The 13,497-nt window shown below is 67.2% G+C and carries 14 protein-coding genes; 9 read left to right on the forward strand and 5 right to left on the reverse strand.

From position 1 onward, the window contains the following. Positions 1 to 35: 35 nt before the first annotated feature. Entirely contained in the window at positions 36 to 704 is a 669-nt protein-coding gene (locus LDH66_RS13215) for an SDR family oxidoreductase (protein WP_226481538.1), read from the reverse strand. Between the two features lie 144 nt (positions 705 to 848). Between LDH66_RS13215 and LDH66_RS13220 the strand changes: the two genes are divergently transcribed. Together LDH66_RS13220 and LDH66_RS13225 are read left to right on the forward strand one after the other, a co-directional pair. Beyond that, on the forward strand, positions 849 to 1,895 hold the full coding sequence (locus LDH66_RS13220; RefSeq protein ID WP_226481539.1) for a phytoene/squalene synthase family protein: 1,047 nt from the start codon (positions 849 to 851) through the stop codon (positions 1,893 to 1,895). A gap of 56 nt (positions 1,896 to 1,951) precedes the next feature. Then, on the forward strand, positions 1,952 to 2,371 hold the full coding sequence (locus tag LDH66_RS13225) for a thiol-disulfide oxidoreductase DCC family protein (RefSeq protein WP_226481540.1): 420 nt from the start codon (positions 1,952 to 1,954) through the stop codon (positions 2,369 to 2,371). Positions 2,372 to 2,398: 27 nt separating this feature from the next. Here LDH66_RS13225 and LDH66_RS13230 read toward each other — a convergent pair whose 3' ends face one another. Beyond that, the gene (locus LDH66_RS13230) at positions 2,399 to 3,691 is read right to left on the reverse strand and encodes a hypothetical protein (RefSeq protein WP_226481541.1); all 1,293 of its coding nucleotides are present in this window, start codon (positions 3,689 to 3,691) and stop codon (positions 2,399 to 2,401) included. Positions 3,692 to 3,787: 96 nt separating this feature from the next. Beyond that, on the reverse strand, positions 3,788 to 4,642 hold the full coding sequence (locus LDH66_RS13235; protein ID WP_226481542.1) for a 3-hydroxyacyl-CoA dehydrogenase family protein: 855 nt from the start codon (positions 4,640 to 4,642) through the stop codon (positions 3,788 to 3,790). Between the two features lie 137 nt (positions 4,643 to 4,779). On the opposite strand from LDH66_RS13235, the gene LDH66_RS13240 reads away from it, so the two are divergent. From LDH66_RS13240 to LDH66_RS13260, 5 genes are all read left to right on the forward strand, one after another. Continuing rightward, positions 4,780 to 5,664: an aldo/keto reductase gene (locus LDH66_RS13240; protein WP_226481543.1), complete on the forward strand. Its 885-nt coding sequence runs from the start codon at positions 4,780 to 4,782 to the stop codon at positions 5,662 to 5,664. Between the two features lie 4 nt (positions 5,665 to 5,668). Further along, complete coding sequence (locus LDH66_RS13245; RefSeq protein WP_226481544.1) at positions 5,669 to 6,427, forward strand: class I SAM-dependent methyltransferase; 759 nt, start codon at positions 5,669 to 5,671, stop codon at positions 6,425 to 6,427. 14 nt (positions 6,428 to 6,441) lie between these two features. Continuing rightward, the gene (locus LDH66_RS13250) at positions 6,442 to 7,035 is read left to right on the forward strand and encodes a hypothetical protein (protein ID WP_226481545.1); all 594 of its coding nucleotides are present in this window, start codon (positions 6,442 to 6,444) and stop codon (positions 7,033 to 7,035) included. Positions 7,036 to 7,348: 313 nt separating this feature from the next. Beyond that, complete coding sequence (locus LDH66_RS13255) at positions 7,349 to 8,143, forward strand: class I fructose-bisphosphate aldolase (protein WP_226481546.1); 795 nt, start codon at positions 7,349 to 7,351, stop codon at positions 8,141 to 8,143. 1 nt (position 8,144) lies between these two features. Further along, positions 8,145 to 9,014: a class 1 fructose-bisphosphatase gene (locus LDH66_RS13260; protein ID WP_226481547.1), complete on the forward strand. Its 870-nt coding sequence runs from the start codon at positions 8,145 to 8,147 to the stop codon at positions 9,012 to 9,014. A 41-nt stretch (positions 9,015 to 9,055) separates the two neighbouring features. Here the strand turns inward: LDH66_RS13260 and LDH66_RS13265 are convergent, their stop codons facing one another. Together LDH66_RS13265 and LDH66_RS13270 are read right to left on the reverse strand one after the other, a co-directional pair. Continuing rightward, positions 9,056 to 9,292: a DUF8119 family protein gene (locus tag LDH66_RS13265; RefSeq protein WP_226481548.1), complete on the reverse strand. Its 237-nt coding sequence runs from the start codon at positions 9,290 to 9,292 to the stop codon at positions 9,056 to 9,058. A gap of 54 nt (positions 9,293 to 9,346) precedes the next feature. Next, the gene (locus tag LDH66_RS13270) at positions 9,347 to 10,519 is read right to left on the reverse strand and encodes a hypothetical protein (RefSeq protein WP_226482014.1); all 1,173 of its coding nucleotides are present in this window, start codon (positions 10,517 to 10,519) and stop codon (positions 9,347 to 9,349) included. A gap of 512 nt (positions 10,520 to 11,031) precedes the next feature. Here LDH66_RS13270 and LDH66_RS13275 point away from each other — a divergent pair. Both LDH66_RS13275 and LDH66_RS13280 read left to right on the forward strand, forming a co-directional pair. Next, positions 11,032 to 12,831 carry an acyl-CoA carboxylase subunit beta gene (locus LDH66_RS13275; RefSeq protein ID WP_226481549.1) on the forward strand — a complete coding sequence of 600 codons (1,800 nt, stop codon included), beginning with the start codon at positions 11,032 to 11,034 and terminating at the stop codon, positions 12,829 to 12,831. 254 nt (positions 12,832 to 13,085) lie between these two features. After that, positions 13,086 to 13,436 carry a DUF5658 family protein gene (locus tag LDH66_RS13280; RefSeq protein ID WP_226481550.1) on the forward strand — a complete coding sequence of 117 codons (351 nt, stop codon included), beginning with the start codon at positions 13,086 to 13,088 and terminating at the stop codon, positions 13,434 to 13,436. The last annotated feature ends 61 nt before the right edge of the window (positions 13,437 to 13,497 follow it).

Genomic DNA, 13,497 nt, shown 5'->3' on the forward strand with positions numbered 1-13,497 from the left:
GCTGTAACGTTCACGTCCGGTTCGCCCATCAACTGTCAACTCGAGCCGACCGCCTCGAGCGCGTCCTCGATCGACCGGTCGCCCGACAGGATCTCGAACGTCTCTCCGTACACCGGCTCGAAGTCGATCGCGGCCACGAGCGTCCGCGCGACGTCTTCGCGGGGGATGTCACCGTCCCCCAGCTCGAGCCCGTCGGCCGCCCGGATCTCGCCCGTTCCGGGCTCGTTCGTCAGCTCGCCCGGCCGAACGATCGTGTACTCGAGGTCGCTGTTGCGGAGGTACTCGTCGGCCTCGGCCTTGGCGATCAGATACTCTCGGAGGGGGTCGGGTCCCGCTTCCGGGTCGTCGGCCCCCATCGAACTGAGCATGACGAACCGGTCGACGCCGGCGTCGCCCGCCGCGTCGATAAGGTTGATCGCCCCGTCGCGGTCGACGCCGTAGACGTCCTCTCCGCCGGAGCCGGCCGCGAAGACGATCGCGTCACACCCCTCGACGGCGTGATCGACGTCGTCGGTCAGGTCCGCCACGACCGGTTCCCCGCCCAGGGCCGCCATCTCGTCGGTCTGGGACTCCTCGCGCACCATCGCTCGAGCGGTCCGCTCGCTCTCGGCGAGCAGTTCCGTGACGTGCTGTCCGACCTGGCCGTGCGATCCGGCGATGAGTATCGACTGGCTCACGACCATTCCTTTGCCGGTCGCCGCCATACCGATTGTGTCGTGATACGCCGGGGGCAGTCGCTCCGACCCACCCTCTGGCACGCCCGCTGACCGCCCCGATTCCCGCTGACCGGAAGATCACGCCGCGACCGCGGTGTTTTTCCCCGATGGTCACGAAACTAACTCGAGTAGATGACCACGGGCCAGCCCGAACCCCCCACTGACGCCGACCTCGAGTGGTGTTATGATGCGGTTCACGGCGTTTCGCGGACCTTTTCGATCACGATCGATCGGCTCGAGGAGCCGATGGCGAGACACATCTGTGTCGGGTACCTCCTCTGTCGAATCGCGGACACGATCGAGGACGCGGGACACATCCCGCCGGACGCCCAGACCGAACTGCTCGCGGAGTACGATCGGCTGCTCGATCCGGCCGCCGAGGAATCGATCGCGACCTTCATGAACGACGTCGAGCCGTGGATTCCCGCGGACCGAAACGACGACTGGGAGGTCGTCGCCGAGACGCCGCGCGTCCTCCGCACCTTCGAATCGCTCGACGAGGAGCCCCGCGAGATCATGCGCGGGCCGGTCCGCGAACTCGTCGACGGGATGGCGATGTTCACCGACCGGTACGCCAGCGAGGGCGGGCTTCGCCTCCAGACGATCGAGGAACTCGAGGAGTACTGCTGGTACGCCGCCGGCACCGTCGGGACCCTGATTACCGGTCTGGTCGCCCGCGGTACCTCGCAGGAGCGAGCGGCGGAGATGCGGGAGAACGCCCGCTCGTTCGCCCTCCTCCTCCAGTTGGTCAACATCGCGAAGGACGTCGAAGACGACTACCACGAGGAGAACAACGTCTACCTCCCCGCCGAGTGGCTCGCGGCGGAGGACGTCGACGTCGAGGCGGTCACCGACGAGGCCCACCACGGTGGCGTCACGAACGTCATCCAGCGGGTGACAGGCCGCGCCGAGAACTACCTCGACGACGCCCAGCGCTACCTCGAGATTGTCCCCGAACACAACGGCAATCGGCTCTCCGCGTGGGCGATCCCCTACCTGCTGGCCGTCGGCACGCTCCGCGAACTGCGCGAGCGACCCGAGGACGTCGTCCGCGAGGGCGACGTCAAGGTCTCTCGAGCGGAGGTGTTCGCGCTCCTCCAGCAGTTCGAGGACGGCGTCTCCCGCTCGCGACTCGAGGAACTCCGCAGCAAGATGGCCGAACAGCCGCTTCACCAGTAGGGACGCCTCGCGGTCGGAACGCTGAACTGCGCGCGGTCCCAACGAACGGCTGACCAATGGGTTCGGATCTCCCGGACGGCCCGATTATTCTCTTCGACGGCGTCTGTAACCTCTGTAGCGGTTTCGTCCAGTTCGTTCTGCCCCGCGACACCGAGGGCCAGTTCCGCTTCGCCTCGCTCCAGTCCGACGTCGGCAACGAGTTGCTCGCCGAACACGGCCTCCCGACCGACGAACTCGAGTCGGTCGTCCTGATCGAGGGCGAGGACTGTTACGTGAAGTCCGCAGCGGTCATCCGGATCGCCGAACGGTTAGGGGGTGTCTATCGCCTGCTCGGTCCGTTCCGCTTTCTCCCGCGCCGGCTCCGAGACGGCGTCTACGACTTCGTCGCCGACCGCCGCTATCGGTGGTTCGGCAAGAAAGACCAGTGTGCCATGCCGCCGGCCGACGTCGACGTCAGTGCGCGATTCCTCGAGTGAGACGGCACCACGACGCGATTCGCGTCGTCAGTCGATACCGACAGCGAGCAGTCGACCCAGCAGCGCGAGCGGATAGCCGAACGCGGCGACGCTGGCGACCCACGGGAGCAACAGGAGGCCGTATACGGCCGCCCCGTATCCGAACACGGAAACGGGAGCGATGACCGCTATGGCGGACATCGGCGTGAGCGCGACGACCGCGATGAGACCGATCGGCGTCCGCCCGCGCTCGAACGCGTACCCGATCGGGAGACAGAGCGCGGTCGCCAGTCCGAAGAGTAACGGGAAGGGGTACACCGGTGGTCCGGCGATCGCGAAGGCGAATCCCGCGGCGACGACCGTCGCGAGCACTGAGAGACCGATCAGCCCGCGAGTCTCGAGTCGCCCACCGAGGCGACGCGCCCCGCTCCCCAGCAGGGCGTAGCCGACGCCGAGCGCGGCCAGCGCGACGGCTCCCGGCGCGAGACCGGCGCCGGTCGAGGCCGCACCGACGACGAGAAAGCCGCCCGCACCGACGGCCCCGACGGCCGCGATCAGCCGCTCGAGCGTCGCGGCGTCGAACGCGTCGCGGCCGAGGTCGGTGCGGCCGATCGCGATCCCGGTGAGCCCGATCAGTACCGCGGGAACGAATCCGCCGCTCGCGCCGTGAGCGAGCGCCGTCGGGCCGATCTCGAGGCCGAGCGTGGCGTAGCCGCTCGCGGTGCCGCGGACGCCGTCACTGCCGTAGACGACGTAGGTCTGGTCGTCGAAATCGTTCCCCTCGGGAGTCCACGTCACGGTGTCGCCGTCGACGGTGGCGTAGGCGGGGTCGTTCGTGACGACCGTTCCCTCGGGGGCGTGAAGCGTCACTCGGTCGGCCGCCAACTCGTAGCGCGCGGGCGAGGTTCCGGTCGCGAAGTAGTCGACGATCCAGGCGTCGCCGACGCCGCGCTCTGCGATGTCGTCGACCGTGTAATTTACCACGACAGTGTCGCCCGCGACGCTCGATTCCACGGTTCGGACGTCGTTGTCGGCCGCGTGGGAACGCGCCCAGGCGTCGTCGACCGCGGCCTCGAGCGCAGTCGCGTTCGTTCGGTATCGTTCGGCGGCGGACGCGTTGACCGGGACGCGGGCCCGCCACTGGGAATCACCAGTGTCGTCTATGTATATGTCGAGTGTCCCGCGGTCAGTCGCACCCGCAATCTCGGCGTCGTTCGCGGTGCTGGGACCGCAGACGCCACAGAGCTGCTCCGGAGGGGGTGCGCCGGCGACGGCGGCGACACCGACCACGCCGAGGAGGCTACAGAGGACGATGACGACAGCGGGGTGGCTGATTCGCATCGTCTCCGGATACGGATATCATCCTAAAATAAATTATGCTAATTTGAAACGAACCGGCACCGAGCGTCGTATGCTCGGTCCGGCGGCCGCGATCGACTACTCGTACTCGTAGAACCCCTCACCCGTCTTCTTCCCGAGGTCGCCCGCTTCGACCTTCCGTTTGAGGAGGTAGGCGGGCTTGTACCGGTCGCCCAGTTCCTCGTGGAGGGTCTCGGAGGCGTGGAGACAGACGTCGAGACCGATGTGATCGGCGAGCGTGAGCGGTCCCATCGGGACGTTCGTGCCGAGTTCCATTCCCGTGTCGATGTCCTCCTTCGAGGCCACGTCCTCGTCGTAGGCCCGGATCCCCTCGTTGATCCACGGCATCAGAATGCGATTCGTGACGAACCCGGGTTTGTCGTCGGCCTCCCAGGTCGTCTTCCCGAGGTCGTCGGCGATCTCGTGAGCCAGTTCCGTCGCCTCGTCGGTCGTCTTCTCGCCGACGATGACCTCGACGCCCTCCATGATCGGCACCGGATTCATGAAGTGCAGCCCGATCACGCGCTCGGGCCCCTCGAGGTCGCTCGCGATCGACGTGATCGAGAGCGTGCTCGTGTTCGTCGCCAGCAAGATATCGTCGTCGCAGACTCGCTCGAGGTCCGCGAAGACCTCCCGTTTGACGTCCAGTTCCTCGAGCGCCGCCTCGACGACGAGATCGCAGTCCGCGAGGTCCTCGAGGAGCGTCGTCCCCTCGATTCGGTCGCGGATCGCCGCCGGTTCTTCCTCGAGGTCGCCTCGGGACTCGAGACGACCGAGGCTGTCGTCAATGGTGTCGAAGCCGTTCTCGACGAACTCCGATTCGATGTCCCGCATCACGACGTCGTAGCCGGCGGTCGCCGCGACCTGTGCGATACCGCTGCCCATCGTTCCCGCGCCGACGACGCCGATTCGATCAATCTGCTCGCGAACCATGGCTCCGCTTCATCCGGTGGCGCCGTAAGCGTGCCGCCGACGATCGGAGCCCGGAACGGGCGTCCGTGGGCGGTGGCGACCCGGCCAGCGAGGTTCGATACTGTACGTTTATGTGAAGTAGCGCCGATGGCATCCGTATGCAGACCCGTACTCTGGGGGCGACCGGGCACGACAGCACGGTTATGACCTTCGGCGCCATCGCGCTCAACTGGCTCGAGCAGGAGGGGGCGAACCAGATGGTCGAGCTCGTCTTGGACCACGGCGTCAACCACTTTGACGTCGCGCCGACCTACGGTGACGCGGAGCTGAAACTGGGTCCGAAGCTCCGCCAGCACCGCGAAGAGATCTTCCTCGGCTGCAAGACGCAGGAACGAGGCTACGAGGGCGCCAAACGGAAACTCGAGCGCTCGCTGGACCGCCTCGGCGTCGACCACATCGACCTCTATCAGGTCCACGGGCTCGAGTACCGCGAGGAGTTGGAGACGATCACGGGCGACGACGGCGCGCTCGAGGCCTTCCGGGAGGCCAAAGAGGAGGGACTCATCGGCCACATCGGCCTCACCAGCCACGGGAACCCACAGCTCATCGAAGACGCAATCGACCGCATCGACGACCTCGAGACGGTCATGTTCCCGATGAACCCCGTCGTCGCGGGCAAGGACGACGCCGACCATGACTACGAGGCAGTTCTCGAGCGCGCCGAGGCGGAGGACATCGGCACGCTGGGGATCAAGGCGTTCGCGAAGGGGTCGTGGCCGTCGACCGACGAACTGCCCGTGGCGGACCGCCCCTACGCGAACTGGTACGAGCCGGTCGACTCGCCCGCCGAAATCGAAGCGCGGTTCGACTTCGCCGCCGCACAGGGACTGACCAGCGTCATCAACCCGGGCGATCCGAAGCTCGTCGCGATGGTGCTCGACGCGGCCAGTCGCTACGACGGCATGGACGAGGCCGCCCAGCGCTCGCTCATCGAAGCGGTTCGTCACGACGAGAGCCCCGTGCCCGAGCAGCTCCACCACTGATCCGATGGACGTTCCCCGGACGGTCACGGCCGCCCTCGAGGACCGGCCGGTCGAGGGGGCGACGTGTCTCGAGGCCGGCGCGGGCGTCGGCAACGCGACCGCGAGCCTGCTCGCGGCGGGCGCGGCCCGCGTCTACGCCGTGACGAACGACGACGGCCACGCGCGGACGGTCCGCGAACGGATCGGCCGCGACGAACTGGGTCGGACCGCCGCGGTGACGGCAGACCTGCGCGACATCCCGCTGTCGACCGACTCGATCGACCTCGTCACCGCTCACGCCGTCTGTAACGTGCTCCCGCCAGCGGCGCTGTCGGCGGTCGCGGCCGAACTGACCCGAGTCGCGACGCCGGGCTGTCACCTCGTCGTCGACGACTACGCGCCGCTGCCCGACGACGCCGCCGTCCGCGACCTCTTCGCCCTCGAGAACGCGACGCGGGAACTGGCCGACGGGCGACCCGCGCTGACGTTCTATCCGGCGGCGATGCTCCGGCGGCTGTTCGCGGGCTACGGGTGGGAGTTCGACCGAGAGCGCACGCTGCTGGAACCGGTTCCGTGGACCGAGGGCCACGTCGCGGCACACGCCGAGGCGGCACGCAGCGCGGCGGCGCGGCTCCCCGACGATCTCGCGGCGCGGCTGACCGCGGAGAGCGACCGGCTCGCGGCGGCGATCGGCGCGGAATCGACGGGACGCATGTACAGCGTCGCGATGCGATTGCCCGAGGACACCTCGTTCGGCAGTAACTTTCAAGGCGAAACGGTGTGAGATACGGGTAAGCGGTGAATCGCGTGAGCAAGAAATCTGTCGTGAGAGACACGGACACCGACGAGGAGGGGGAGAGCGACGGTAGCGGGTTGCGAATCGACGCCGACCAACGCGAGACGCTCGAGGCGGCCGGCGTCGATCCCACTGCCGTCTCGAACAAGGAGCACTCCTATCGAACGCTGCTCGACGCGGGCGTCGACGAGGCGACGGCGGAGGCCGTTCGCACGCGGCTCTCACTGCCCTGGTCGTTCGAGAGCAACGGCGACCTCGATCGGCGTTCGGACGCGGTCCGCGGGCTCGGCGCTGCCGAGCGCGAGTGGATCGCCGTCAGCGAAGACGAGGACTGGCAGTCGTTCGAGTACGAGGAATCGCCCGTCGCTGCGATCGGCCGGGAGAAGCCGTCGGAGCGGCCATGGCCGAAGCCGACGCCGGTGACGGCGGTAACGGGCGTCGGCCCCGACGACGCCGACGAACTGGCCGAAGCCGGGATCCGCTCGGCGGAACGATTGGCGACGATCAGCGCCTTCGAGGTCGCCCGCGCGCTCGATCTCGAGGTCCTGTCCGTCCGAACGTGGCGACACAACGCACGCGAACTACTCGGCGGCTGAGGGACCGACAACCGAGCGACTCAACGCCGCGAATTCGGTGCTTCTCACTGCGCACTCGACGGTCTCGAGGAGGAACGACTCGAAGGGGACTACAGAGCGGACGGGTTGGCCGACCGGCGACCGAGAGACGAGGCCAAACGGTCGCGTTTTCGAACCGAAATTCGGCAGTAATCGGTCGGTCGCAAATCGGCAGTGATCAGTCAGTCACGAATCACGAGTATCGGTCGAAATCGGCGCGCTTACTACTCTTATACTCAATTTCGATAACTCGGACCATCAGAGATTTATAGCGGCCTGTTGGACCGTCTAACAGATGATTCCGATCGACGACTCTCCGATCGTTCGCGACGGCAAGTCACTGATTCTGGCGATGGACCACGGGTTAGAGCACGGTCCAGTCGACTTCGAGGAGGTACCGGAGAAACTCGATCCGTCGACGGTCTTCGAGACGGCGACCCACGACGCCGTCACGTCGATGGCCGTTCAGAAGGGGATCGCGGAGGGCTACTATCCCAGCTACGAGGACGACGTCAATCTCCTCCTGAAGCTCAACGGGACGTCGAACATGTGGATGGGCGAGCCCGATTCGGCGATCAACTGTTCGGTCGATTACGCGGCCGAGATCGGTGCCGACGCGGTCGGATTCACCGTCTACAGCGGCTCGAACCACGAGGTCGAGATGTACGAGGAGTTCCGGCGAGTCCAGGAGAAGGCCCGCGAGTACGACCTCCCCGTCGTCATGTGGTCCTATCCCCGCGGCCAGGGGCTCAAGAACGACACCAAGCCGAGCACGATCTCCTACGCGACCCGCATCGCCCTCGAGGTCGGTGCCGACATCGCGAAGGTCAAGTACCCCGGCAGCGCCGACGCCATGGAACACGCCTGCAAGGCGGCGGGCGACATGAAGGTCGTCATGAGCGGCGGCTCCAAGACCTCCGACTACGACTTCCTTTCGACCGTCGAGGCCGCCGTCACCGCCGGCGCGAGCGGGCTCGCGGTCGGTCGCAACGTCTGGCAGCGCGAGGACCCGACGCGGATCCTCGACGCGCTCGAGGAGGTCATCTACGAGGAGGCGACCGCCGACGCCGCACTCGAGGCCACCGAATAGGATGACGGTGTCCGACCCAGTCGTCGAGAGCGTCGTGGCGACGATCGGTCGCTCGGCGACCGAGATCCGGCAGGGACTGATCGGCCGCCGCGGAACGGTCGACGAGGAGAACCCCAGCGGCGAGACCCAGGCCGAGGCCGACGTCTGGGCCGACGAGTTGCTCGGCGACCGCATCGCCGGGATCGACGGCGTCGGCCAGTACGCCAGCGAGGAGCGAGCCGACGTCGTCGACTGCGGCGACGATCCCGCCGATTCGGCCGCGTACGCCGTCGCGGTGGATCCCCTCGACGGCTCCTCGAACCTCAAATCGAACAACACGATGGGAACGATCTTCGGCGTCTACGACGCTGCGCTCCCCGCTCGCGGTGAGACCCTCGTCGCCGCCGGCTTCGTCCTCTACGGGCCGATCACGACGATGGTGATCGCAACCGACGACATCGTCACCGAGTACGAACTCTCCGGCGGCGAGCGGACGATCGTCGACCGCGATCTCGCCCTGCCCGACAAGCCGGTCGTCTACGGCTTCGGCGGCCGCGTCCCCGACTGGCCCGACGACTTTCGGGAGTACGCCCGCGAGATCGAATCGGAGCTCAAACTCCGCTACGGCGGCGCGCTCATCGGCGACGTCAATCAGGTGCTCAGCTACGGCGGCACGTTCGGCTATCCAGCGCTCGAGTCCCGGCCCGAGGGCAAGCTCCGGCTCCAGTTCGAGGGGAACCCGATCGGCTACGTCGTCAAGCGGGCCGGCGGTCGCTCCTCGAACGGGACGCAGTCGCTGCTCGCCGTCGAGCCCGACGACCTCCACGACCGGACGCCGGTCCACGTCGGCAACGACGAGCTGATCGAGCGACTCGAGGCCGCGCTCGCGTAGGACTCGCGGGCTATCGCGGCGTTTCGGTTCACATCCGCGAATCAGTCGTCGCCGTCTCTCGTCCAGGCCGCCGTCACGGTCACGTAGACCGCGACGCCGACCACGAGCATGGCGTAGAACGCCCAGCGGGGCCAGCCGGTCTCGAGGAAGAGGAGGGTCAGAAACAGCACCCACAGCGAGACGGCGAGCAGATCGCCGAGGAGCCGGATGGCCCCGCTCACGACGGTCCGGACGACACCGCGGTCGGACCGAGCGTTTCGGGCGGTATCGTTACTCATCGCCGGACCTCCGGGGATCTGTCGGGCGAGCGAGAGCGGGTCGGTCGACGGCAGTCAGAAGTAATAGCCATATTCCTCGGTCAGTCGATAGGCACCGACGCCCCAGACGTAGCTCTGTCCGGGCCACCAGGTGCGGGCGTTGTTGAACCCCGCGACGAGCACGTCGTCGGCCTCGCCCTCGGGGTCGCGGTGATAGCTCACGGAGCCGCTGTCGCCGTCAGTCAGGTCCATCTCGCCGCCCCAGCGGATCTGTCCGCGGCGACAGAAATCGTCGGTGAAGCAGGTGACCGCGTCGATGCCCTGAATCTTCCCCGTCGTGTGGCCGCTCAGGGCGCCGACCTTCTCGAGGTCCTCGTCGCGGGCGACGAGATCGGCCAGCCCGAACTTGGTGAACTGGCCGCGGACGCGGGGGCGCGACGGCGCGTCGATCCTGCTCGCGGGCTCGACCCAGCCGTTCGGTTCGACGGTGGCGATGTCCGCGACGGGATGGAAGCGATCGACCCGTCCCAGTTCGATGGGGTCGTTGCCTTCGCGCGGCAACACGAGGGTCTCGTCGGTCGAGTCGCGAGTATCGCTGAAGGCGTGGTCCGCCGTCACGAAGAAGCGCTTCCGATCGTCGGGGTCGTACAGCGCCGGTCCGAGCGTGGCCATGCTCGAGGGGGTTTCGCAGGCGACACCGCTCGGAACGCCGTCGGCGATCGACGCGTCGGCGAGCTTGGGCTCCCGGGACTCGGGCCCGTCCTGTATCTCCTCGACGTCGATGATCGTCTCGGCGTCGATATCGATTCCCTCCGCCAGCTCCTCGAGCATTTCGCCGAGGGAGTGACCGTCGCTCGAGAGGCCGACGGAGACGGTGGCGGTCCCGCTCTCGTAGTCGCCCGGAACGACCGCACTGCCGAGATAGCCGGTAAAGGCCGTTCTGGCGAGTCGGTCGTTCAGTTCGAACGCCTTCTCGACGGCGGCGTACCACTTCGCGGGGACGGAACGCGTCCGCTCCCGGATCGACCACGGATCGTCGGGATCGTCTCGAACGAGGGCGGTGACGACGGGGACCTCGCCGTCGTCGGCGGCGAGGAAGTCATCGACGCCGAGCCACTGCGCCATTCCGACGGCGAACCCGCCGCTGACGACAGTACGCAGGAACTCTCGTCGGTCCATTCCGTCCTCGATTCGGTCGCGAAGCGCTGCGAGCCGCTGCACGAGACGCTCGGTATGCGCCTCCGACATGCCGCGGTTCAGGTGTTCGGTCGCGTTGCGCCCCGTTCCGCCAAAGCGTCTGTTCACGGACACGGGATAACCGTTGAAAGGAACGGCAAATTCGATGAAACCGATTCTGCCTGCAGGTGCCGCCGAAGATATCGTACCCGCCAAATGACGGTCATCGCGCTCCCGCTCAGCCGAGCGGATCGACGACCGGTCTCCGAGAGCGCGACCACCCCGACGGAAATACGCCATATAATGGCTGCACGACTGAACGCGAGCGTTCGTGTCGTCTCTCCGTTCAGTACGCGTTGTCTCCGTGCTGGTGACCACGGAGGCAGACACACTCTTGATCGGTCCGCGCCGCGACCGCGACCCCTCCTCCCCTCGCGGCGAACGCCGGTGATCAGCGGCGATCCCGTCGGCGCGGACCGACTCTCCGTTCCTCCTCTCCGCTCGCCGCCGAGCCGACGGACCGACCGCTCGAGCGATCGCGAATCGGGGAAAACGGTATGTGATCGCCCGACACAGCACGTAGCATGCGAGTTCGTATCGCGGCTGGAGCCGACGACGACGAGGCGACGGCGATCGCGGCCGCCCTCGCGGAGCACGTCGGCGAGACGGTCGAGGTGTACCGCGGCGACGAGTCGGAACCGACGGCGGTACACGAAATCGGGGCAGAGTCCGATCTGCCGGCCGACGGCGGGTCGGCCACCGGTCCTGACGGGGGTGACGACAGAGACGACGGCGAACTTGGGCCGACCGAGCGCGAGCAGCGACTGCGAGACGAGATCGCGGACATCCTCGAGGGCGGCCCCGAGAAGTACAGGGAGCAACTGCCCGAGCAGGGGAAGCTGTTCGTCCGCGATCGGCTCGAGCTGTGGTTTTCCGGCGAGGACAGCGAGTTACGTTTCGAGGACGGGAAGTTCGCGGCGTTCGACGACTGGCATCCGAGCGGGGCGGACGCGGACGAGGAGACCGACGACCGGCTGCCGGCGGACGGGCTCATCACGGCCGCGGCGACCTTCGAGGGGCGGGACGTCCACGTCATGGCCAACGACTACACGGTCAAGCGCGGCAGTATGGCCGCCAAGGGCGTCGAGAAGTTCCTCCGAATGCAACAGCGCGCGCTCAAGACGGGGAACCCAGTGTTCTATCTGATGGACTCATCGGGCGGCCGGATCGACCAGCAGACGGGCTTTTTCGCCAATCGGGAGGGGATCGGGAAGTACTACTACAACCACTCGATGCTCTCCGGGCGGGTGCCACAGATCTGCGTCCTCTACGGTCCGAGCATCGCCGGAGCGGCCTACACGCCGGTCTTCGCGGACTTCACGATCATGGTCGAGGGGATGTCCGCGATGGCGATCGCCTCCCCGCGGATGGTCCGAATGGTCACCGGCGAGGACGTCGATCTGCAGGAACTCGGCGGGCCGCAGGTCCACATGCGCGAATCGGGGTCGGCGGACCTGATCGCCGAGGACGAGGAACACGCCCGCGAGCTCGTGGCACAACTCGTCACGTATCTGCCGGACAACGCCGACGAGAAGCCGCCACAACGGGAGCCGACGGCCCCCGCCAAGTCCCCCGAGGGGATCGACGCCATCGTTCCCCAGCGACCGAACAAGGGGTACGACATGACCGACGTCATCGATCGGATCGTCGACGACGGCTCCTACTTCGAGTTACGGCCCGATTACGGGCCGGAGATCGTCACGGCCTACGCTCGAATCGGCGGTCGTCCGATCGGCATCGTCGCCAATCAGCCCGCCCACCGCGCCGGTGCGATCTTCCCCGACGCGGCCGAGAAGGCCGCGGAGTTCATCTGGAAGTCGGACGCGTTCAACATCCCCTTACTCTACCTCTGTGACACGCCCGGTTTCATGGCCGGATCTCAAGTCGAGAGAGACGGCATCCTGGAGCAAGGGAAGAAGATGATCTACGCGACCTCCTCGGCGACGGTCCCGAAACAGACCGTCGTCGTCCGCAAGGCCTACGGCGCGGGCATCTACGCGATGGGCGGCCCCGCCTACGACCCCGAGAGCGTCATCGGACTCCCGTCGGGCGAGATCGCGATCATGGGCCCCGAGGCGGCGATCAACGCCGTCTACGCGCGCAAACTCTCGGAGGTCGACGACCCCGAGGAGCGCGAACGGATGGAACGGGAACTCCGCGAAGAGTACCGTGAGGACATCGATATCCACCGGATGGCCAGCGAGGTCGTCATCGACGAGATCGTCCCGCCGAGCACGCTGCGCGAAGAACTGGCCGCCCGATTCGACTTCTACGAAGACGTCGAGAAGTCGCTTCCGGACAAGAAACACGGCACGATCCTCTGAGCGGCCGCCGCCGTCTTTCGCGCCGTCGTCGGCACCGTATCGCGCCGTCGTCTGCACCGTATCGCGCCGTCGTCTGCACCGGATCGTACCGTCGTCTGCACCGTATCGCTCGAGCCGAGCGACCGTTCCGGAAGTTATGAGCACTTACTCGCGACGGGGATCGTCCTACGCCTGCCATAACAATACCTCGCCTGGGCGAACCGATGCGTGCTCCCAGGGGCACGACGATCCGGTTCGACTCCGGCGGGGAGCCTATGAGTTCCGAGGGCGCGTTCCTGCGCCACCGCCTCCCGGGCGACGTCACGCCGGTCGACCTCGAGCGACTGCTCTGGGGGGTCGTCCTCCTGGCGCTGGCCGCCGACGTCGTGACGACGTTCGTCGGCCTCCACGTCGGACTCTCCGAGTCGAACCCGGCGGCTCGCGGAGCGATCGAGAGCCACGGGCTGGCCGGGATGCTCGCGCTGAAGGCGTTCGCGATCGGCGTCGGGCTCGTCTGTCGGCTCCTCCTCGAGCGGGAGTACCGCCCGATCGTTCCGGCCGGACTCGCGGTGCCGTGGCTGGCCGCTGCGATCCTCAACGTCTACACGATCTCGAGCGTTCTCTGACCGTCGTTCCCTCTCGAGGATCGGATCTCCGTCCATCCGATCGGCCGGCCGCTCGAAGTCG

This window comes from Natrinema amylolyticum (assembly GCF_020515625.1).
In the GTDB taxonomy this organism is placed as follows: domain Archaea; phylum Halobacteriota; class Halobacteria; order Halobacteriales; family Natrialbaceae; genus Natrinema; species Natrinema amylolyticum.

What these genes read in the sequence shown, in the direction of transcription:
- LDH66_RS13225 (WP_226481540.1), top strand. Translation starts at nt 1,952, where the DNA reads ATGGGTTCGGATCTCCCGGACGGCCCGATTATTCTCTTCGACGGCGTC.
- LDH66_RS13230 (WP_226481541.1), bottom strand. Translation starts at nt 3,691, where the DNA reads ATGCGAATCAGCCACCCCGCTGTCGTCATCGTCCTCTGTAGCCTCCTC.
- LDH66_RS13265 (WP_226481548.1), bottom strand. Translation starts at nt 9,292, where the DNA reads ATGAGTAACGATACCGCCCGAAACGCTCGGTCCGACCGCGGTGTCGTC.
- LDH66_RS13270 (WP_226482014.1), bottom strand. Translation starts at nt 10,519, where the DNA reads ATGTCGGAGGCGCATACCGAGCGTCTCGTGCAGCGGCTCGCAGCGCTT.
- LDH66_RS13220 (WP_226481539.1), top strand. Translation starts at nt 849, where the DNA reads ATGACCACGGGCCAGCCCGAACCCCCCACTGACGCCGACCTCGAGTGG.
- LDH66_RS13215 (WP_226481538.1), bottom strand. Translation starts at nt 704, where the DNA reads ATGGCGGCGACCGGCAAAGGAATGGTCGTGAGCCAGTCGATACTCATC.
- LDH66_RS13245 (WP_226481544.1), top strand. Translation starts at nt 5,669, where the DNA reads ATGGACGTTCCCCGGACGGTCACGGCCGCCCTCGAGGACCGGCCGGTC.
- LDH66_RS13260 (WP_226481547.1), top strand. Translation starts at nt 8,145, where the DNA reads ATGACGGTGTCCGACCCAGTCGTCGAGAGCGTCGTGGCGACGATCGGT.
- LDH66_RS13280 (WP_226481550.1), top strand. Translation starts at nt 13,086, where the DNA reads ATGAGTTCCGAGGGCGCGTTCCTGCGCCACCGCCTCCCGGGCGACGTC.
- LDH66_RS13240 (WP_226481543.1), top strand. Translation starts at nt 4,780, where the DNA reads ATGCAGACCCGTACTCTGGGGGCGACCGGGCACGACAGCACGGTTATG.
- LDH66_RS13235 (WP_226481542.1), bottom strand. Translation starts at nt 4,642, where the DNA reads ATGGTTCGCGAGCAGATTGATCGAATCGGCGTCGTCGGCGCGGGAACG.
- LDH66_RS13275 (WP_226481549.1), top strand. Translation starts at nt 11,032, where the DNA reads ATGCGAGTTCGTATCGCGGCTGGAGCCGACGACGACGAGGCGACGGCG.
- LDH66_RS13255 (WP_226481546.1), top strand. Translation starts at nt 7,349, where the DNA reads ATGATTCCGATCGACGACTCTCCGATCGTTCGCGACGGCAAGTCACTG.